Source organism: Marinobacter lipolyticus SM19 (genome assembly GCF_000397065.2).
GTDB lineage: Bacteria > Pseudomonadota > Gammaproteobacteria > Pseudomonadales > Oleiphilaceae > Marinobacter > Marinobacter lipolyticus.
In genome coordinates this window covers 1,275,524-1,296,215 of sequence record NZ_KE007306.1, presented here as the reverse complement: position 1 = coordinate 1,296,215, position 20,692 = coordinate 1,275,524, and the positions used below count along the sequence as shown (strand labels likewise).

The 20,692-nt window shown below is 59.2% G+C and carries 17 protein-coding genes; 9 read left to right on the top strand and 8 right to left on the bottom strand.

What is annotated here, in order from left to right:
* Positions 1–21: 21 nt before the first annotated feature.
* The gene (locus MARLIPOL_RS05930) at positions 22–852 is read left to right on the top strand and encodes a polyphosphate kinase 2 family protein (RefSeq protein WP_012137194.1); all 831 of its coding nucleotides are present in this window, start codon (positions 22–24) and stop codon (positions 850–852) included.
* A gap of 17 nt (positions 853–869) precedes the next feature.
* Positions 870–2,141: a D-amino acid dehydrogenase gene (locus MARLIPOL_RS05925; RefSeq protein ID WP_012137192.1), complete on the top strand. Its 1,272-nt coding sequence runs from the start codon at positions 870–872 to the stop codon at positions 2,139–2,141.
* Here the strand turns inward: MARLIPOL_RS05925 and MARLIPOL_RS05920 are convergent, their stop codons facing one another.
* Positions 2,142–2,849 (bottom strand): tRNA/rRNA methyltransferase, encoded by a 708-nt coding sequence (locus MARLIPOL_RS05920; RefSeq protein ID WP_012137190.1) that lies wholly within the window; start codon positions 2,847–2,849, stop codon positions 2,142–2,144.
* Here MARLIPOL_RS05920 and MARLIPOL_RS05915 point away from each other — a divergent pair.
* On the top strand, positions 2,848–4,122 hold the full coding sequence (locus MARLIPOL_RS05915; protein WP_012137189.1) for a methyltransferase: 1,275 nt from the start codon (positions 2,848–2,850) through the stop codon (positions 4,120–4,122). The two genes, MARLIPOL_RS05920 and MARLIPOL_RS05915, sit on opposite strands and share 2 nt — an antisense overlap.
* On the opposite strand, the gene MARLIPOL_RS05910 is transcribed toward MARLIPOL_RS05915, so the two are convergent.
* The 3 genes from MARLIPOL_RS05910 to MARLIPOL_RS05900 form a co-directional block, all read right to left on the bottom strand.
* The gene (locus MARLIPOL_RS05910) at positions 4,079–4,561 is read right to left on the bottom strand and encodes a DUF4124 domain-containing protein (RefSeq protein ID WP_012137188.1); all 483 of its coding nucleotides are present in this window, start codon (positions 4,559–4,561) and stop codon (positions 4,079–4,081) included. The genes MARLIPOL_RS05915 and MARLIPOL_RS05910 overlap by 44 nt on opposite strands.
* A 66-nt stretch (positions 4,562–4,627) precedes the next feature.
* Entirely contained in the window at positions 4,628–5,821 is a 1,194-nt protein-coding gene (locus MARLIPOL_RS05905; protein WP_012137187.1) for an OmpA family protein, read from the bottom strand.
* A 154-nt stretch (positions 5,822–5,975) separates the two neighbouring features.
* Entirely contained in the window at positions 5,976–8,249 is a 2,274-nt protein-coding gene (locus MARLIPOL_RS05900; RefSeq protein WP_036190409.1) for an ATP-dependent helicase, read from the bottom strand.
* Positions 8,250–8,367: 118 nt separating this feature from the next.
* Between MARLIPOL_RS05900 and MARLIPOL_RS05895 the strand changes: the two genes are divergently transcribed.
* The 3 genes from MARLIPOL_RS05895 (at position 8,368) to MARLIPOL_RS05885 (ending at position 11,480) form a co-directional block, all read left to right on the top strand.
* Positions 8,368–8,745, top strand: a complete 378-nt coding sequence (locus MARLIPOL_RS05895) for a DUF2237 family protein (RefSeq protein ID WP_012137185.1) — start codon at positions 8,368–8,370, stop codon at positions 8,743–8,745.
* On the top strand, positions 8,745–10,895 hold the full coding sequence (locus MARLIPOL_RS05890) for a tRNA(Met) cytidine acetyltransferase TmcA (RefSeq protein ID WP_012137184.1): 2,151 nt from the start codon (positions 8,745–8,747) through the stop codon (positions 10,893–10,895). The genes MARLIPOL_RS05895 and MARLIPOL_RS05890 overlap by 1 nt, the downstream gene beginning before the upstream one ends.
* Positions 10,896–10,964: 69 nt before the next feature.
* On the top strand, positions 10,965–11,480 hold the full coding sequence (locus MARLIPOL_RS05885) for an ankyrin repeat domain-containing protein (RefSeq protein ID WP_012137183.1): 516 nt from the start codon (positions 10,965–10,967) through the stop codon (positions 11,478–11,480).
* Positions 11,481–11,506: 26 nt separating this feature from the next.
* Here the strand turns inward: MARLIPOL_RS05885 and MARLIPOL_RS05880 are convergent, their stop codons facing one another.
* Complete coding sequence (locus MARLIPOL_RS05880) at positions 11,507–13,198, bottom strand: SulP family inorganic anion transporter (protein ID WP_012137182.1); 1,692 nt, start codon at positions 13,196–13,198, stop codon at positions 11,507–11,509.
* A gap of 37 nt (positions 13,199–13,235) precedes the next feature.
* Positions 13,236–14,336 (bottom strand): enoyl-CoA hydratase/isomerase family protein, encoded by a 1,101-nt coding sequence (locus MARLIPOL_RS05875; protein ID WP_012137181.1) that lies wholly within the window; start codon positions 14,334–14,336, stop codon positions 13,236–13,238.
* A 174-nt stretch (positions 14,337–14,510) separates the two neighbouring features.
* On the opposite strand from MARLIPOL_RS05875, the gene MARLIPOL_RS05870 reads away from it, so the two are divergent.
* The gene (locus MARLIPOL_RS05870; protein ID WP_012137180.1) at positions 14,511–14,846 is read left to right on the top strand and encodes a c-type cytochrome; all 336 of its coding nucleotides are present in this window, start codon (positions 14,511–14,513) and stop codon (positions 14,844–14,846) included.
* A gap of 35 nt (positions 14,847–14,881) precedes the next feature.
* Here MARLIPOL_RS05870 and ppnN read toward each other — a convergent pair whose 3' ends face one another.
* Positions 14,882–16,264, bottom strand: a complete 1,383-nt coding sequence (ppnN, locus tag MARLIPOL_RS05865; protein ID WP_012137179.1) for a nucleotide 5'-monophosphate nucleosidase PpnN — start codon at positions 16,262–16,264, stop codon at positions 14,882–14,884.
* Between the two features lie 160 nt (positions 16,265–16,424).
* Here ppnN and thiI point away from each other — a divergent pair, with 160 nt between their 5' ends.
* On the top strand, positions 16,425–17,879 hold the full coding sequence (gene thiI, locus MARLIPOL_RS05860; protein ID WP_012137178.1) for a tRNA uracil 4-sulfurtransferase ThiI: 1,455 nt from the start codon (positions 16,425–16,427) through the stop codon (positions 17,877–17,879).
* A gap of 3 nt (positions 17,880–17,882) precedes the next feature.
* Here the strand turns inward: thiI and MARLIPOL_RS05855 are convergent, their stop codons facing one another.
* On the bottom strand, positions 17,883–18,899 hold the full coding sequence (locus tag MARLIPOL_RS05855; RefSeq protein ID WP_012137177.1) for a histone deacetylase family protein: 1,017 nt from the start codon (positions 18,897–18,899) through the stop codon (positions 17,883–17,885).
* A gap of 180 nt (positions 18,900–19,079) precedes the next feature.
* Here MARLIPOL_RS05855 and MARLIPOL_RS05850 point away from each other — a divergent pair, with 180 nt between their 5' ends.
* Positions 19,080–20,534 (top strand): NAD-dependent succinate-semialdehyde dehydrogenase, encoded by a 1,455-nt coding sequence (locus tag MARLIPOL_RS05850; RefSeq protein ID WP_012137176.1) that lies wholly within the window; start codon positions 19,080–19,082, stop codon positions 20,532–20,534.
* Positions 20,535–20,692: the final 158 nt, after the last annotated feature.

The window sequence follows — 20,692 nt, the reverse complement described above, 5'->3', positions numbered from 1 at the left end:
GCTGTTACTCGGAGCATCTTGATGACACGATCGGCGTTTGCCCGCTCCTTCCTGTTTGACCCGGCGAAACCCCGGTTCCGGGATTATCCGACGTTACTGGAGGATGGCGCTTCACTGCCTGGGCTGGAAGCCAGTCTGGAAAAGATCGGCGAGTACCAGCGCCGGTTGTGGGCGAACCAGGCCAGAGCTGTATTGTTGGTTGTGCATGGGCCGGATACCAGTGGCAAAGATAGCTTGATCCGGACCCTGGCCACCTACGCGGACCCCGCCGGATTTCATGCCTGGTCGTTCAGTCGTCCCCGGGGCGCTGAAGCCCGTCACGATTTTCTCTGGCGGGTCACGCCCCTGCTGCCTGCGTTCGGTGAAATGGTGGCGTTTAATCGCAGTCACCACGAGGCGGTGATTGCCGAGCGGGTTTGGCCGGTTCGCCAGCCTGCAAGCTATAACTGGATGAATCGCTATCGTTCCATCCGCAATTTCGAGAGCCATCTGGTGGATGAAGGCACCACACTGATCAAGATCTGGCTGAACCTGTCTGAGGATGAACATCGTGAGCGCCTGCTCAAGCGTCTCGACAAGCCCCGCAAGCGTTGGAAATTTGATCGGTCCGATATTGAGGGTTGGGAGAAGCGTCACCAGTACGAGGCGTATGCTGAAGAGGCCCTGGCAGCCACCCACACAGAGGACGCACCCTGGTTTATCGTCCCCGGGGATCGAAAACCACAGGCCCGGGCAATAGTGGCGGCATTGCTGGCTGAGCTGTTACAGAAGCTGGCGCCGGAGTATCCGCAGGAAGACGAGGGCGTGCTTGCAGAGTACAGACGCCTGTTGGCCAGGAATGGCGTGAAATAAACAAAATGGAGAGGCGCATGCATATAGTTGTTGTTGGTGGCGGCGTAGTGGGTATGACCACAGCCCATGAACTGAATCGCAGGGGCCATCAGGTTACCGTGTTGGAGCGCCACGCAATTGCCGGAAACGAAACCAGTAAGGGCAACGCTGCCCAGCGTTCTTATGGTGTGGTCTATCCGTGGGCTGACCCAGCTATGGTGTTCAAGGCGCTGCCCTGGCTATTCAAACAGGACGGCCCCCTGAAATTGCGGGTGCCACCCTCTGTGGAAACTCTCAAGTTCATGTTCGCCACCCTGCGTTACGCCTGGTCCCCAGGCCTGTTTGGTTTGAACCGGCGTGCCATGTTGCGATTGGGCACCCTTAGCCGGGAGCGCTTCCTGGCACTGGAAAAGGAGCTAAACCTGGCTTTCGATGGCGCCCACCAGGGCTTACTCCATCTGGCCAGCACACCCGAAGCACTGGAAGGCTACCGGGCGACCCACGACCTGCTGACTGAGCTTGGAATACCTTCCCGCCTTCTGACCCCGGATCAGGTCCGGGAGACGGAGCCCGGTATGACAGGGGATGGTCCCCTGTATGGCGCTTTGAGCTACGAAACAGACGGCACCGGCGACTGCCATTTGTTTTCCCGGGAGCTGGCGAAAGCCTGCGAAGCAAACGGCGTGACGATCCGCTATAACGTGGAAGCGGAAGACCTGGTTGCCGGTGACCACAAGGTCAGCGCCATCACCCTGCGCAGAGAGGGCGGCTTACTGGAAACCCTAGAGGCTGACGCCTTCGTGATCTGTGCCGGCTGTTGGTCAAACCATCTGGTAAAGCCATTGGGACTCGATTTGCCGATATACCCGGTCAAGGGTTATAGCCTTACCGTACCACTGAAAGACCCTGACCACGCCCCGGCTTCCACCATCCACGATGACAACTTCAAAGTCGTCTCCACCCGCCTGGGCAACCGTCTGCGCGCTACCGGGTTCGTGGAGCTGACAGATTTCAATCGCGACATCCCCGAGGCCAGACTGGCGACAATCCGCAAATCCGTGGAATCCAGATTCCCGGGATGTGCCGACCTGAATGCCGCCGAGAGCTGGACCGGCTTCCGCCCCATGACACCGGACGGCCCTGCCATCATCGGACGGGGGCCGAGAGACAACCTGTACCTCAATACCGGCCACGGCACCTTCGGCTGGACCCTGTCGGCCGGCAGTGCGGCTGTAATCGCTCAGGTGATCGATGGAGAGGAACCCGCGGTTTGCCTGGATGCCTTCCGACCTGGACGATTTGCGGAGTGATCAGTCACTTCGGTCCTTCCTCGCGGTGATAGCGCGCTCTACGTTGCCGCACAAGGTATGTACAAACCCGATATCCCTCTCGGCAAGTAATGGCAACCGTTCGAAAACCCACTGGGACAACTTGCCATCCGCAGGTGTATCCAGCGTCGGCAATAAGCTCTCCAGCCGCTGCCGAAGGGCGCCAAGCCGGGCGTTGTTTTCCTCGGTCTCTTTCTCAGGTCGGATAGAGACGGCAAGCCCGGACATTTCCCAGGCGTACAGCATCACTGACTGGGCAAGATTCAGGGAGGGATAGGCCACCCTCATCGGAATGCCAGTGAGCAGATCACACAATGCCAGTTCCTCATTGGATAGACCCCGATCCTCCCGGCCGAACACCAGAGCGGCCGTGGCCACCGATGAGCCCTTGCTGGCCAGCACCGCCCGCAACCGCGAGGGCTCATGCCAGTCCTGTCGCTGGTGCCGTGGTTTGGCGGATGTGCCCATCAGCAGGTCTACGGTGTTTCTTACCGCCGCCAGATCGGGGAAAATGCGCGCATTATCCAGAATATGATCGCTGCCATGGGCCAGCCAGTGGGCTTCGGGGCGGGTGTGCAGGTCGGAGTTGACCAGCCAGAGCTCGCCAAAGCCCATGGTGCACAAGGCACGGGCAGCCGCTCCGACATTTTCGGGAACCTTGGGTTCAACAAGTACAAAGGCCAGTTGCATGACGTTACCTCCGGCGGCGAGTTTACACGACCCGGCAGAAAGTGTTTATAACCGCTGGCAGCAACTCAATCAGTGGCTGTCAGCGCATCAGGCACTGTGGCGGCCGGCGCCCTTTACCAATCCCCAGCCTGACTGGACAGTCCAGTATCGTGACCTTGCCGGTGATATCGAAGGGCTCAGTGACAGTGCCTGTGAATACTTCGACGACCACCCCGACCAGCTGGCGGAGCGCCTGAGCGGGTTTCTGCCATCCCTCGGCGAAAGACAATCGCTGGTGACACTGCCGGCAATGACGGATCAGCAGGAAACTGTCGCGGCGAGCACTCTGCCGGAAACCCGTGCCACCGATATGCCCGGGCGCAAACGCCTGCAGGCCGGCGCCTTCACCGCCGCAGTCCAGCCCCTGGCTCACCCGGTGCTCGACTGGTGCTGCGGCAAGGGGCATCTTGCCCGAACACTTGCGGCACAATGCCCTGCGCCGGTCACAGGGTTGGAGTGGGATGACGCCCTGGTGATGGATGGCAATCGCCTGGCTCGCCATTTCAATGACGATGTCACCCTGCGCCGTCAGGATGTGATGGCCCCGGACCTCACGGTGTCTGAGAGCATTCACGGTGTGGCGCTTCACGCCTGCGGGGATTTGCACCGACGGTTGATTCACAAGGCTTCCGAACACGGCGCAGCCCGGTTGAGTTTCTCTCCGTGCTGTTATCACCTGACGACCACGGCGGACTACCAACCCATGTCGGATCGCGTCAAGGAATGCAGCGATGTGCTGGCGCTGAATCGCAGTGAATTGCGGCTGGCGGTTCAGGAAACGGTGACAGCGCCGGCGCGGGTGAGGGCGGAAACCGTGCGCATCAGCGGTTGGCGTCTCGGATTTGATGGATTGCAGCGGGTTCTGCGCGGCGTGGATGACTACTTGCCCGTGCCCTCTCATCCGGCGCGACTGGCGGGTGAGGATTTCGAGGCCTTCTGTCGCTGGGCTGCGGAAAAGAGAGGGGTGGCATTGCCGGCAGGGATCGATTTTCACCATTGGCAGCGTTTTGGTGAGCGGCGATTATCGCAGGTGCGGCGCCATGACCTGGTACGCCACCTGTTTCGCCGGCCGCTGGAACTCTGGATGGTGCTGGATTATGTGCTGTACTTGGAGGAGCGTGGCTATGGGGTCAGGGTGGGGACCTTCTGTGACCGTCAGTTGACGCCTCGCAATATCCTGGTGGACGCGGTCAGGGCTTGCGGTAGTCCACCCGTTCGACGCAACCATCCTTGAAGTACACGTAGGTCAGCTCATACAACGCGCCATAGTATCGGGTGTGGTACACCCAGGTTTCCTGCGGCGTCGGATAGGTTTCGGGCGGGCGTCCAAAGGCCCTCAGGACATGATCTTTGGTCATGCCTTTCACCACCTGGTTGCGGGTCAGGTAAGTGCGCAGATCGGTTGAATTGATAAAACGGCAGGTGCTTTCATTCTGCTTACTGGAAGGCTGTTGCTTTTCCTCCGTTTCCTCTGCGGTGTTCGGTTCTGGGGGTAGGTTGTCGCCGAAGTTACCACCAATATGGTTGTCCCGGATGGTGATCGTTTCAGCATTGTCGCCGCAGGGCTGGTCGGAAAAGCTGGTGCCGGTTTCGGTATCACAGCGATAGACCTGGGCCTGAGTGGCGCTAGACAGCGCTATCGATGCTATTAGCAGAAACCGGGAAGGGGACATGAGACTTTCCTGAGTCAATAAAAAAGGCGCCCGAAGGCGCCTTTCAGAGGATAGCCGAGAATTCTATCAGCGGCTAACCTGGATGCGGGCCTCAACCCGACGGTTCTGGGCGCGGCCAGCCGGCGTATCGTTGCTGGCAACCGGCTCTGCTTCACCGTAACCCATGGCGCTTACGCGATCTGCATCAACACCGAGAGACTGTGTCAGACGGTTGGCAACAGCCTCTGCACGGCGCTGGGACAGGTCGCGGTTGTACGCCGCATCACCAGTGCTGTCGGAATGGCCGGCGATTTCCACGGTTGTTTCCGGGTATTCGGCCATGAAGTCGGCAACCTTCTGAATTTCCGCGTCGTAAGTATCATCAATCACGGAGCTGTTGTTGGGGAACTGAACACGCAGATCAATGGTTTCCACGGTTTCGGTCACGCCTTCACAACCAGTGGCATCAACCTCGGCGCCGGCGGTAGTGCCCGGGCACTGGTCTTTACTGTCGACCACGCCATCATTGTCGCCGTCCAGTTCACAACCCTTCATGTCGACGCTGGCGCCGGCCGGAGTGCTCGGACACTCGTCGCGGCTGTCCGCAACACCGTCGTTGTCACCGTCCAGTTCGCATCCGGCGCTGTCCACGGTGGCACCAGCAGGGGTGCCGGGGCACTGGTCACGATTATCCGCCACGCCATCGTTATCGGCATCAGCAGGCTTCGGATCCGACGTGGTGCGGTGGAAGGCCAGGCTCAGGCCGAGGGATACCTGGGTATCGAATGTGCTTTCATCGATGCCGTGGAATTCGCGAAGGTCACCGCGAATGGACACCAGATCACTAACGTTATAACGAACACCTGCGCCTACGTTGACCCGGGTTTCATCGTGGTCGGATCCTGCAGTCTGTACAGCCAGAACGTCATCACCAAAGTCCGCATGACCCGCGCCCAGTGAAACGTATGGGTTCCAGGCTTCTTCCTGGCCGGCAAAGTAATAAGTACCGTCAAGACGGATTTCGTCAAAGTCGGAAGAGCCGGATACGTACTTGCGATCAGCATCGGCACGGGAGTAAACCGCTTCAACCGCCCAGTTCGGAAGGAACCGGTACTCTAAACCCACACCAAAGGTGCCGGTCTCACTCAGGTCGCGCTTGTCATCAAACAGCTGGTAAGCGGCAAACGGGGTGAGATAGAGGGATTGCTGATCTTCGGCCAGAGCCGGAGTGGAAATGACTGCAGCCAGGGTGGCCACGGTAAGTGGGCGCATGATGTTCATGCAGAACCTCCTGTTCGGTTATCGTTAACAGCGACTTTCGAGAGTTGCTTCAAGTAGCCCTGACGCTAAAACTACGTGACAGGTTTCAAAAAAACAAAAAAAAATTACGCAGTTGGTATTGTACGCAAGGCTGGCGACTTTGGACTCTGGCTAATCAGGCCACGACGGTAAAGTACAGATGTGCGCTTTTCTTGCTGAAGTTAAGGGTTTCGCCCGAATCAAAGCGGACTTCAAACGCGCTGTCATCTTCTGCGATGACCACCCCCTCGCCGAATATCGCGTGACTCAATCGATCCCGGGCCCACAGCGGTGCGCCGTTGGCATTGATATCCTGCTGTGCACCTTCGAGTGTCACTGTTTCGCGGTCCGCATAACGATTGGCAACCGGCGTCAGCGGCGAGTTGGCGTGGAAAGCATCGGATTCTCCAGGAGTTCGCTGGTCAAGCCAGGTGCCAAACTCTGCGGATAACGGGAAACACAGTTCACTGACGAACCGGCTGGGACCCAGGTCACCATCCAGGTGGGGCTGGGTGCTGGCGGGGCGGGTGATCAGATGCAGTTGGTCCCGTGTCCGGGTCATGGCGACGTAGAGAAGCCGCCGTTCGCTCTCCATAATTGCACGGGGATCGTCTTCGGCCCGGGGGCTATAGGGCAGGTATTTTTCCTGCAGTCCGGGGAGGATAACGATCGGCCACTCCAGTCCCTTGGTGCGATGAATGGTAGAAAGCAGAACTCCGTGGCTGGCGGCCTCGCTGGCCTGTTTTTTAAGGGCTTTGAGGTGTTGCAGCGCACCGCTGGCATCCACATCCAGTCCTTTCAAGTAGTCGCGGAAACCGTGGATGGTATCGATTCGCTCATCCGCGGCTTCGTGGGTCAGTGCGAGACTGCGGATGCCCTCGTACAGATCGGTGTGCTCGGCGTAGACTGCAATCGCGTTGGACACTGGGCCCCGATAGTCCTGTAGACGGGCAAGAACCTCGCCCAGTTTGCGTAGTTTTCGCGCCGCCATAGGGGCCAGTGCGTCGAAATCCAGTGCCAGCAGTCGTTCATGCCAGCCGTTGCCGAAACCGGACAGGAAGCTGGCGAGTTGCTCCAGTTCCGGTTCCTTCAGGCCGATGTGGGGGAAGCGCAGGAGTTGTCGCGCAATGGTCAGGCGGTCTTCCGGTGGCAGGTTTTCCAGTTTTCCAGCAATGACCGACAGCAGCGCACCCACCGCCTGAATTTCACGGCTGAACAGGGCGCCCTTGCCGGCGTCAATACGGTAGGGGATTTGTCTGGCCAGCAGTTTCAGCTCAATAGGAACGCTCTGGCTCCAGACCCGGAACAGAATGGCCGTATCCACGCGCTGCTCAGAGGGCTGTTGCTGGAGGATGTCCAGCACGGTATCGCTGTCGCTGCCAGACTCGTGCAGGGTAATACCAGTATCCGGCGTGGAGGGATGAGAGTGGCAGAGCACGTCCTTGCGACCGGTGTTGCGGCAGATCAGGTGGTTGGCCAGCAGGGCGACCTGATGGCCGTAACGGAAACTGTAGCTCAAGGTCTGTTCAAGCGGGCTTTCGAATTCGTCACTGAAGCGTTTGAGAATGAACTCCGGCTTGGCACCGCGGAATTCATAGATGGTCTGATCCGGGTCCCCGACCACGGTCACACGGGCCCGTTCGCCGGCGACGTAACGCAGCAGCAGATGCTGGATTTCGTTGGTATCCTGATACTCGTCGACCAGGATCAGGTCCATCTTGTTGCCGACCAGGCGCTGCAAAGGCTGGTTCTGGTGAATCGCCATCACCGGCTCATACAGCATGTCGGCGTAACTGATCCGGCTCTGGGCCTTGCGCCACTGCTCAAAGCTGTGGAACAGGTCGATCAGGTAGCGATGCTTGTCGGAATACCCCAATTCCTCAAAGACCACGTCCACCGGTGAGAGGGTAGTTTTCACCAGATCAATGAAGCTGGTGGCGGTTTCCACAAAGTCTTTCTTGTTGCGGCGAATGTCATCGGCCAGGTCTTCCGGGGCCAGTCGACGGGTCAGTTGCCAGGCCTGATAACTGATTTCCTGCTCGCTCAGAATCTTGTCGGAAAATCCCGGCAGATAGCCTTCCCGCACAAACCGTTTGTACAGGCGCAGGCCCATGGCGTGATAAGTGCGGATTTCCGGGGTTGCCAGGCCCCGATTCTGGGTCACCTCTTGCAGTTTGCACTCGAAATCCGCCCGCGCACTGCGGTTGAACATCAGCACCAGCATGCGGTCGGGATCGTGGCCCTGTTCCAACAGGTAGCGAATGCGCCAGGCCAGGGTAGAGGTCTTGCCACTGCCGGCCACGGCGGTAATCACCGAATGCTCGTAGCCTGCGGTGATGATGGCGCGCTGCTCGTCGGTGAGAAATTCCGGCAGTTCCATGGCGTGGGGATTTTGGAGGTGGTTTGGCATAGGCGCTATTGTAGCGGGCGGCTAGTAGTACGGATACCAGTCCCGCATAATTGCAGGGTTCATAACAGAGCAGAGCGAATACAACGACTGCTAACTTCCACAGCAAAAGACAATTGTTATGCAGAACTCCGAATCAATAAACGTGTTGGGCGAGAAACTCGAAATCTGCGGTACCGATCCTGTGACCGGTTTTTACCGTGACGGGTGCTGCAACACCGGCCCGGATGATGTCGGATCCCACACGGTCTGTACCGTTGTTACCGAAGACTTTCTGGCATTCTCCAGATCTCGCGGCAACGATCTCAGTACGCCGGTACCTGCTTTCGGGTTTCCCGGTCTGAAACCTGGTGACAGCTGGTGCCTGTGTGCCGCCCGATGGCAAGAGGCATTCGCGGCCGGTTGTGCGCCCAGAGTCCGGCTGCGGGCAACTCATCAGGCTGCGCTGGAAAGCTGTAATCTGGCCGATCTCAAAGCCTACGGAATTGATCTCAGTTAATGGCACTCAGGCCAGACACCCTGAAACCCGATGTCGCCTGCTGGCAGGCATTTCAGTCACAGCTTGCGGCCAGGGGTGAACGTCGCCTTGTGCTGGTGGAAGGGGAACAGGCCAGCGCCATAAGCTGGCTGCAACAGTTGCTGCCCACGATGGCGATGCGATCGGGCGTCTGGACCGGTACGCCTGATGCCTCGCCGGATGAGCGACTGGTTCCCGTGCCGCCGCAGCAGGCCCGACAGTGGCTGGGGCGTGAGCTGGATGTGGTGGTCTGGGATGGCTGGCGCGGCAACCCTCCGGACTGTCTGGCCGCTCTGGCCGGCACACTGAAAGCGGGCGGGTTGATGTTCTGGCTGATGCCGTCACTGGAGCAATGGGCCGGCTATGACGATCCGGATTACCGGCGTACCGGCCTCGACGACGTCCAGCATCATCCGTTTGCCGAAAGAATGTCTGCGACCCTGGCGGCCTCGCCGGAAGTCATCCGCGTAAACCCTGAGCTGGGGCACGGACCCCTGTTACCCGGGCTTGGTGATCCGGTGACGCCTTTTGAGATTGCTCAGACCGCGGATCAGCAACAGACCGTCGATGCCATTGTTCGCACCGGTCAGGGCCATCGCCGGCGTCCGCTGGTGATAACGGCAGATCGTGGCCGGGGCAAGTCTGCAGCACTGGGGATTGCCGCCATCAGGCTGCTGAAAGAGGGGAGGAGGCATGTGGTGGTCACCGCTCCCAGTCCTGAAGCGGTGGATACTGTGTTCCGCCATGCTCGCCTGGCGGCTGGTGACAGTCTCAGTGCCGATAGCTCCGAAACGGTTCTGGTGCTGACGGATGGTCAACGTTTGAGCTTTCTGCCGCCTGATCAGTTGCTGGCTCAGGCGCCTGAGGCAGAACTGGTGATGGTGGATGAAGCCGCAGCCCTGCCGGCACATCGTCTGACACAGATCCTGACCGGTTGGCCCCGGGTGGTGTTCGCCTCTACGGTGCATGGCTATGAGGGATCGGGTCGCGGGTTCGCCATCCGTTTCCGGCAGGTGCTCAATGCCAGGACGCCGCAGTGGCGTGAGATAACCCTGAAAGCGCCCATTCGCTGGGCATCAACGGATCCTCTGGAGCCACTCATTGCCCGGCTGTTTCTGCTGAACGCGGATGTCCCTCAACAGGTGCCCACTGATGGAACGGTGGTTATCGAGCCCTGGACCCCGGCCCGGGCCAGTGAGCAGGAGCTGGCGCAGGCCTTTGGCCTGCTGGTGAATGCGCATTACCGGACGACACCTGCGGATCTCAGGCAGTGGCTGGATGATCCGAGTGTCATCAGTTGGCGGCTGACGATCAATGGCCAGCTGTGTGGCGTACTCTGGGCGGCCCGAGAGGGCAACCTGGCACCGGAATTGGCGGAGCAGGTGATGCGGGGTAAACGGCGAGTACGCGGGCATCTGTTGCCACAGTCCCTGGCCAATCACAGCGGGTTTGCCGAGGCGGCGTCCCGATCCTGGCTGCGAGTGGTGCGTATCGCCATCAGTGAGCAGTGCCGTCGCCAGGGGCTCGGCAAGCGCCTGGTAGACAGTGCCGTCGACTATGCCCGGGCAAACGGTTACGACGGTCTGGGCACCAGTTTCGGCGGTAGTGAGGATCTGCTGCGATTCTGGCAGCGAGCGGGGTTGGAGCTGGTCCGTGTCGGTATGAAACGGGAAGCTGGCACTGGGGAATACGCCGTTCAGATGCTGCTTGGCAGTTCACACGGCGCCCGGGAACTCATCGACAAGCTCAGACGTCGATTGCTGGAACACTGGCCGACCCTGGTCCCTCTGTACTGGCGCGACCTGGAACCGGAGGTGCTGAGGTTGATGACGGCCGATCTTGCAAGGGATCTGCCACTGACGGTGGATGACCGGCGGGATCTGAACAGCTTTGCCGCCGGGTACCGGGGGTATGACCTGATGGTGCCGGTAATGAGAAAAGTGAGCCTGGGGCAGAGCTTGTCCCGAATCCTGGCGGCCAGTGATGATTCAGATTTGTGGTGCCGTCGGGTGATTCAGGGGTGGTCCTGGCCCGAGCTCCAGCAGGCGGGTTTGTGTCGTGGACAGAAGGATGGTGAGGCCCGGTTACGGCAATTGACGGGCAAACTCCTGCAGCAGTCACGGAACTTGTGACCCGCTCGATTTAATTGCCCGCCAGAGCTGCCCAGAATACGGTCAATAATAACCAACAGAGACCTCATCATGGCCAAGGAAGCTGGCACCGTTCATCCCGTATTCGTTCTGTTTTTTGTTTTCAGTCTGTTTGTTGTCGGCTGTGCCTCCGATCCCGAGACGGGCATCAGTCCGGAATTGAGGGCGGCACTGGCGACAGATGACGGTGGTGAGACACCGTTGATGGTTGCCGCGGAGAACGGCAACCGTCGGCTGGTAGAGTTTTTCCTGTCCAACGGCGCACAAGTGAATGCCCGTGATGATGACGGCTCCACGGCTGTGATTCGGGCTGCCAGGAATGGCCACCTGTCGGTGGTGAGGGTGTTACTGGCGGCCGGCGCCAACGTCAACGTCAGCCAGGGCGGCCGCTCCCTGCTGATGCACGTTGTTGACAGTGGCGACATGCTCACGGCTGAGATGTTGCTCGCGGCGGGAGCTGACGTGAACTACCGGTCCGAGGATGGTATGACCGCCCTGGATGTAGCCCGGGAAAATCGCAACCGGGATCTGGAGATGCTGTTGATTCAGGCGGGGGCGAAGTTATAGATCCGCAATAATCTCCCACTTCGGACTCAGGTCAGGGAGTCGATGGCCTTCTCGTCAGTCGCATAGATGTGTTCTTCCCTGATCAGTTGCGAAAGCCCTGACCGTGACAGTGCTTCCCGGACGGCAAGCTTTGGTCCGGACAGGCAGAGCGTTATGCCTCTTGAATCAAGAAAGGACCAGATATCCCTCAGTGTGTCGAGACCCGTGGAATCCACCTGGTTCAGTGACGATGCCGAAATCAGCAGTACTCGAATTTCCGGATCGGCGTCTACTTTTTTGCGGATATAGCGCTCGAGCATGGGGGCAGTCAAATAGGTCAGCGATGCGTCCATGCGAACGCCCAGCACCCCTTCGGCAATCGGCGGAAGCTCGTAGAGTTTTCGGTCGCGAAATCCGCCGCTCTCATGGACACCCAATTCAATGATGCGGGGTATGGCGTGGTGGTGGAGGAACACCAGCAGGGAGGCGCCCATTCCCGCCAGGATGCCCCAATAAAGATTGGGGACCGTCGCCAGGGTCACGACCAGTGTGACCAGCGCAACAAAGCCGTCCTTGGGGTTTTCCCGGCAGAGTCGGGTCAGTGACCGAACATCGATCAGTTGAGTGACCGGCACGATAATGATGGCGGCCAGGACCGCCGTGGGCAGGTGATACAGCAGTGCCGTCAGTCCGAACAGGGAAATCAGCACGATCAGCGATGCCAGTAAAGTTGCCCTGGCGGTTTTAGCGCCGCTGTAGGCGTTCAATGCGGTGCGTGAAAAGGAACCGCTGACCGGGAAGGCACCGCTGAAACCGCTGGCTATTTTTGCCAGGCCCTGGCCGATCAGCTCCTGATTGCGGTTCCAGGATTCACCTGTTATCCGGGACATGGTACGGCAACTCGACATTGCCTCGGTAAAACTGATCAGGGCGATAATGGCAGCCGGCAGCAACAGAGCCAGATGCTGATCCAGTGAGAGGGTGAATGGCAGGGTCAGCGCTGGCAGGCCACTGTCAATAGAGCCGATAATGGCGCCGCCCAGTCGGTCAAACCCTGCCAGCAGGCTCACTGCGACTCCAATCAGGCATACAATCATCACACCGGGCAGCCGTGATGAGAATTTTTTGAAGGCAATCAGGCCAAGAGCAGCGCCCACTCCAAAACCGGTGGTAATTGCTAGTCGCAAGGGTTCTGTTCGCCATGCCTGAACCAGGTGTGAGAGCCAATTGCCATCGGCGCTCGTGGCAAAGCCCAATAACGACGGCAATTGGGAAATGATAATGATAACAGCGGCGGCATTGACGAAGCCCTGGACAACGGCATTCGACACCAGATTGGCCAGAATGCCCATCCGGAAGGCACCCATGAAAAACTGCATCAGACCGGAATAGACGGCGAGCCATATCGCCATGGCGATCCACTCTGGCGAGCCGGCGGCGGCCAAGGGTTGCAGGGCGGCGAAGGTCAGCAGGCTCGTCAGTGCAACAGGCCCTACGGCCAGTAGCGAGGACGATCCGAACAGCGCCCCGACAATGCCGGGCAGCAAGGCGGCGTAAAGGCCGGTGACTGGAGGCATGCCGGCTAGCTGGGCATAGGCCAGTGCCTGGGGGACCAGCACCAGACCAACGGTTATGCCCGCAATTGCGTCGGCCCTTAACTGGCCTTTCGTGGGCGCCGGCCATGTCAGAAACGGGAAAAGTCTGATCAACAGGCCGCCAAGAGGCGTCTTTGGATTCATTATGTCTCCATTCAGACGGGAAGCTAGTTGGCGGTTATTACAAATTCATCGGATCGGTCCCGTCATCCCACGCTGGATGGAAGTGGGCGTCAATAACGTCTTCCGGCACCTCCTGAAGGGTGCTGAATGACCACGTGGGCGAGTGGTCCTTATCGACCATCCGGGCGCGTATACCCTCCGGCAGGTCTGGACGGCGGGTGCACTCGGTTGCCATGGCCAGCTCCATCCGGAACACGTCCTTGAGCGACATCTGTTGCGCGCGTTTGAGCTGGTTCCATACCAGCCACATGGACACCGGGCACCCGGTTCTCAGGTTATGGACAGCACTTTCCCACCAGTCGCTGTTGATGTCCGCGGAAATCAGTCGATCGACAATGGCGGCGAGGTCATCGCCGGCACCCAGCCTGGCAATTGCCTGTTCGTGATTCGCCAGTTCGCTGGGCCCGAGGGTCCTGTAATCCACCGCATTCAGCTGGTTGAGCAACCGGAACAGCCGGTTGTCGTCAGCGGCGGCCTCACCGGTCCAGCGCTCCATTTGCAAACGCTCGGTCAGGGAGGTGCGTTCATCTGGCAGGATAGCCATGTCTGCCAACCCTACACGGATCACATCGGCGGCATTCAACCGGCATCCTGTCAGTCCCATGAACAAGCCCAGGCGTCCGGGGAGGCGGTTGAGGAACCAGCTGGCGCCCACATCGGGAAACAGGCCAATGGCCACTTCCGGCATGGCCATGCTGACGTCCGGGGTGATCAGGCGGTAACGGCAGGCGGCAAGCAATCCCAGGCCTCCGCCCATGACCACACCATGCCCGATACCAACCACGGGTTTCGGGAAACGATGAATGGTGTAGTCGAGGCGGTATTCGTGTTGGAAGAATTCCGTTGCAATGTCCGGGTCACCGCCTTCGGTGATGGCACTATGGAGACTGCGAATATTGCCACCGGCACAGAACGCCCGATCACCCGCGCCCTGGAGAATCACCAGGGCAATTCGATCGTCACTTGCCCAGCTATCAAGAGTCGCCTGCATGTCGTCGATCATCTCTCTGGATAGCGCATTCAGGGTAGCGGGGGAATCCAGGGTGATCTGGCCAATACGGCCTTCGAGGCATTCCAGTTCTTGCACCTGAATGGGCATGTTTGAGTCTCCGCCTGTAGGAACAGGTTGTTGCGTTGTTGACGTACTGTGTCGGTCCACCCCGCCTTGATATTGCACATTTGAGGATACCAGTTGCTGTGCTATAAGTTAGGGCGAGTTTATGTCCGGCGCGTGGTTGACGCCGGTTATTACAACGATGAGAGGGTAGAACCAATGCGTTTGAAACACTATACCATTGCCGGTCTGTTTGCACTCGGCACCATCATTCCCGTCGGGGCCATGGCTGCGGATGCCGAAGCCGGCAAAGCGAAGGCTGCGGTGTGTGCCGCCTGCCACGGCCAGAACGGCATGGCGACCATTCCCGGTTATCCGAATCTGGCGGGACAGAATGAGCAGTATCTGAAGAATGCCCTGACGGCCTACAAGAACAAACAGCGCGCCGGTGGGCAGGCCGTGGTCATGCAGGGGCAGGCCGCTGCCCTGAGCGACGAGGATATTGCCAACCTTGCCGCCTACTACGCTAGCCTGCCAGCGGGTGGCGGTCAGTAACTCCGGATCTGCTCGGGGTGTGATCGACGGGCGGCTCAGGCCGCCCGACTGACAATGCGGTAGCTGGGTTTGTAAGCAGTCGCGCCGGGCAGCTTCATCCGGTTCTGGGCGACAAACTGTTCAAGCATGGCCTCCAATGGCTGGATCAGGCTGGGGTCACCGGCAATTTCAAACGGTCCTTTCTCCTGTATCTGCCTGATTCCACTCTCTTTAACGTTTCCTGCAACAATACCGCTGAAAGCCTTGCGCAGGTTTGCGGCGATCATGTGAACCGGCTGATCCCGGTGGAGTTCCAGAGCCAGCATGTTGTCGTGATTGGGGGCGAACGGTAGCTGGAACACCGGGTCGATCTTCAGCATCCAGTTGAAGTAATAGGCATCCTGCATGGCTCGCCGGAAAGTTTCTACCTCCTTCATGCCTTTCTTCATGGTCTGCGCGACCCTGGCGGGGTCATCGATAATGATCTCGTACTTGCTGGCCGCCTCATCGCCGAGGGCATTGCGGATGAACTTGTCGATCATCTCGAAGTATTCGGCGTTTTCCTGCTGCCCGGTAAAAACAACGGGGAAGGGCAGGTCGGCGTTGTCCGGGTGCAACAGAATGCCCAGCAGGTAGAGAATTTCCTCGGCGGTACCCACGCCGCCAGGGAAGACAATGACGCCATGGCCGGTGCGGACAAAGGCCTCCAGGCGCTTTTCGATGTCCGGCATGATCACCAGTTCGTTGACGATCGGGTTGGGCGCTTCGGCGCCGATAATGCCTGGTTCGGTCAGGCCGATATAGCGACCGTTTTTCACCCGCTGCTTGGCGTGGCCGATGGTGGCTCCTTTCATTGGGCCTTTCATGGCGCCCGGGCCACACCCGGTGCAGATGCTCAGGGCCCGCAAACCCAGCTGATGTCCCACTTCCTTGCTGTACTGGTATTCCTGCTGGTTGATGGAGTGGCCACCCCAGCACACCACGAGGTCCGGTTGGCGACCGGCCTGCAGGACCCTGGCATTGCGCAGGATGTGGAAGATCAGATTGGTGATGTCTTGCGGGTCGTCCCTGCGAAAGCCCGAGGCCGACTCCGGAATCGAGTAGGAATAGATGATGTCCCGCAACACCGAGAACAGATGTTCGCGGATGGCGCGTAACATTGAGCCGTCGACAAAAGCGTGGGCCGGTGCATTCACCAGTTCCAGCTTGAGGCCCCGGGGCTGAGGAACCAAGCGGACGTCGAAATCGGCGTGTGCTTCCATCAGTGACTTGCAGTCGTCGGTTTCAACGCCGGTGTTGAGCACCGCCAGGGCACACTGGCGGAACAGTCGGTAGAGACCACCCTCACTCTTGTCTTTCAGTCGGTTGACTTCGTGGTTGGAAAGAATCTCAAGGCTGCCCTCGGGGGACACCAGGGCATTGATGGTCGTTTCTGTCATGAACAGTGTGGCTCCTGAACATTGTGCGGCGTGGGCGTTATGGTCGGCCCCGCAGGTCGCGGATTATGATGTTACGGCAATGCCTGATTTTGAGGCGTCCGTCAAAACCGTTAGACTAGGCCTATTCTTTCCAATACGCCACCCGACAAAATTCCGATTTATGAAACTCCTGATTCGTCCTGCGGCGGAAGTCGCCATTAAAAGCAAACCCGTACGCCGCCAGCAAATGCGGCACCTGCGCCAGAACATCCGCAAGGTGCTGTCGCGCCAGGACAGTGATATCCAGGTGGATGGCAGCTGGGACCGCGTGACTGTAGAGGTTCCTGATGGCCGGGGGCTGTCCAGCGTGGTGATTGACGAATTGATGCGCATTCCGGGTATCTCCACGATTCAGGAAATTGCCGTGTTCCCGTTTGTCAGTATGGACGATGTGGCGGAAAAAGCAGTAGAGGCGTTTGCCGATCGCATCAAAGGCCAGACGTTTGCGGTCCGCGTCCGGCGTCACGGGGAGCATGACTTCCGCTCCATCGACCTTGAGCGCCACGTGGGCGGTGCTCTGATGCAGGCTTCCAGCCCATTGGGGGTAAACCTGAAGGCTCCCCAGGTCGAGGTTCGCATCGAGATTCAGGACGACCACTACCACATTGCCCACCGCAAGCACCGGGGCCTGGGTGGCTATCCCCTTGGTAGTGTGGAAACTGTCATGACGCTGGTTTCGGGCGGGTTTGACTCGTCCGTAGCGGCTTACCTGATGATGCGCCGGGGACTTCGCAGCCACTTCCTGTTCTTTAACCTGGGCGGCACGGCCCACGAAGTGGGCGTTCGGCAGGTCACGCATTACATCTGGGAGCGGTACGGTTCGTCCCACGGCGCCAAGTTCATTTCCGTACCCTTCGATGGTGTGATCGGGGAAATCATGCGATCGGTCAACCACCGGCACTGGGGGGTGGTACTGAAGCGCCAGATGTTAAAAGCGGCGTCCATCATCGCCCGGGAGAGTAATGCGGTAGGTCTGGTGACTGGCGACGCGGTTGCCCAGGTCTCCAGCCAGACCCTGACCAACCTTAATGTGGTGGATCGCGCCAGTGATGAAGTGGTGTTGAGACCGCTGATCTCGATGGATAAGGAAACCATTATCCGGATCGCGAAGGAGATCGGCACTGAGCCCTACGCCCGGACCATGCCGGAATACTGTGGTGTGATTTCCCAGAAACCAGCCACCCGCGCCAAGCTGCATCGGGTGGAGGAAGACGAAGCTGAAATGGATGCGACGGTTCTGCAGCAGGCGATCGACAGCCGGGAGGAAACGCCAGTTGCCCGATTGCTGGAAACCACAACCACGCCGGAAGAAGTGGAACTGGTGCATACCCCGGACGTCAACGATGTCATCATCGATGTGCGCCATCCGTCCGAGGGGGAGCAGTCACCCCTGAAGATGACCAACAACGAAGTGCTGCAGATTCCTTTCTACGAGCTGAATCAGCGGATCGAATCGTTGCCTCAGGGGAAACAGTACCTGCTGTACTGTGACCGTGGCACCATGAGCCGCATGCACGCCGGCCACCTGAAGGCCGAGGGGCACACCAACATCAAGGTGTACGCTCCGGCGTCCTGATCGTTACCCTTCGAGACCCTTGAAAAACTGCTGGACGTTAGCGCTCAGGGTATCCAGGTCATAACCGCCTTCCTGCACCACCAGGGTGTGAAGGCCGGTCTGACGGATATGGTTGCCGAGGCGGGCAAAGCCCTCGGATGAAACCGACACCTTGGCCTGTGGGTCGTCCTTGTAGATATCAAAGCCGAGGGTCAGTACCAGCGCATCCGGCTGGAACAGGCGGATGGCGGCCAGCGCCTCGTCCAGTTTCTTGAAGAAATCCTCTTCCGAGGAACCATGGGGCATCGGCATATTGATGTTGTAGCCGTAACCTTCACCTTCCCCCCGCTCGTTCTCGAACCCACTGACCACCGGATAGAAATTGGTTGGATCACCGTGTATCGAGATATAAAGCACATCACTGCGATCGTAGAAGATTTCCTGAATACCCTGGCCATGGTGCATGTCGGTATCGAGTATCACCAGGCGTGGGAATCGTTTCTTCATATGTTCCGCGGCAATGGCGGCGTTGTTGAGGTAACAGAAACCGCCGGCGGCGTCCTTGCGGGCATGATGGCCCGGTGGGCGACATACCGCATAAGAGATCCGCTCTCCGGCAATCAGGGCATCGGCGGCGCCCAGCGCGGTTTGCGCTGACCAATAGGCGGCATCCCAGGTATTGGCGCCGATCGGACAGCTGCCATCCGCCAGATAACAGGCCGCCTCGGCAAGAATGCCCTTCATGGCGTTGGGTGAACGCACAAAGATATTGGACATCACCTCCTCGCCCCAGTCCTCGGGAATCTCCATCCAACGTCGGTGAGCGGACTCCAGGAACCTCAGGTAGCCGAGATCGTGAACCCGGGAAATCGGGCCTGCACCCTGATCCGCCGGCTGCAGAACCGGAACACCCATGGCCTTCAGGCCATCCAGCATCTGAGCGGTGCGGTCGGGTACTTCCTGGGGCTGGCGCATCTGACCACGGGTAAAGTAGGTCTTTGGAATGTGCTGGTCCTGAGCAGGGTGGAAAAACGCTTTCATTTGCCGGCCTCCTGAATGGGTCACTTTCCGAGTATAGGCGTAGAAACCGGGCGGTCAAAACACCTTCGTCTTACTTTACAGCCCGTGTTTCTGCATCCACTATGAGAGTCATACTGCCGTGATGCAAACACCAACGGAACCCTGCTTTCGACCGTTAATCATTGAATGAGAGGAGCCGAGATGATCGAGTCACCCCTGCTTGAAAAGTTGACTGGCTATATCGGCGGTCGCTGGTCTGATTCTGCCGAAGGTCACACGTTTGACGTCTACAATCCCGCGACGGGCAAAGTCATTGCCAGCCTTCCTTCCATGCCCGAGTCGGACGTGGTGGCGGCGGTGGAAGCGGGCAAGTCCGCGCTTCGGCTGACCAGCCCCTATACCCTGGAAACCCGCCGCAGGTGGCTGGAAGCCATCCGCGATGCGTTGAAGGAAAACAAGGAAGAAGTGGGCCGTATTCTGTGTATGGAACACGGCAAGCCACTGAAAGAAGCCCAAGGCGAAGTGGACTACGCCGCCGGCTTCTTCGATTACTGTTCCAAACACATCCAGGCACTGGATGCCCACACCCTGACCGAAAAGCCCAAGGACTGTACCTGGACCGTCCATTATCGCCCCATCGGCGTGGCCGGCCTGATCACACCGTGGAACTTCCCCATCGGCATGATCGCCAAGAAACTGTCTGCCGCCCTGGCCGCCGGCTGCCCGTCAGTCATCAAACCGGCCAGTGAAACCCCGCTGACGATGATCGCCCTGTTCAGCCTGATGGACAAACATGTGGACCTGCCCGATGGTATGGTCAACCTGGTGATGGGCAAGGCCAGCGTGATCGGCAAGGTGCTGTGCGAAAGCCCGGATGTGCCCATGCTCAGCTTCACCGGCTCCACCGAAGTGGGCCGCAAACTGGTGGTGGATACCTCTGAGCAGGTCAAGAAGCTGGCCCTGGAACTGGGCGGCAACGCACCGTTCATCGTATTTGATGACGCCGACCTGGATGCCGCCGCCGACAACCTGATCGCCAACAAGTTCCGCGGCGGCGGCCAGACCTGCGTCTGTGCCAACCGGATCTTCATCCACGAGAAAGTTGCCGATGCCTTCGGTGAAAAGCTGGCGGAGCGGGTCAACAAGATGACCGTGGGCGATGGCCTCACCGAAGACGTGGACCTCGGCCCGCTGATCAACAAGGCCGGCTTCGACAAGGTCAAACGCCACCTCGAGGACGCCCTCGAGAAAGGCGCCGGTCTCGTGGCCGGCAAGAAACCGGCGGACCTCGGCGAAGGCCACCTGTTCTTCCCGCCGACCGTGATAACCGACGTAAACCGGGACATGTGCTGCTACCGCGAGGAAACCTTCGGCCCACTGGTGCCCATGGCCCTGTTCCGCACTGAAGAGGAAGTCATCGAAGCGGGTAATGACACCGAGTTCGGTCTGGCTTCTTATGTATTCACCAACGACGCCGAACGCGCCCAGCGAGTAGCCGCCGGCCTGCGTTTCGGCCACGTCGGCTGGAACACAGGCACTGGCCCGACACCGGAAGCGCCGTTCGGCGGTATGAAAGCGTCCGGTATCGGTCGCGAAGGTGGTCTGGAAGGACTGTTTGAATTCGTCGAAGCCCAAACAGTACCAAGAGGGTTTTAAAAGAAAAGCCCTCTCCCAAGTTTGATAAGCGCGAGGGCGGGCCCCTGTCCGGGACTATGTGTGGCCAAGGATGGCCACACCTAAGCGCACATGGATGTGCTCGTAGCGTGTCCCGGACAGGGGCCCGCCCTCGTGCGACCCTCCGAAAGAAAGAGGGC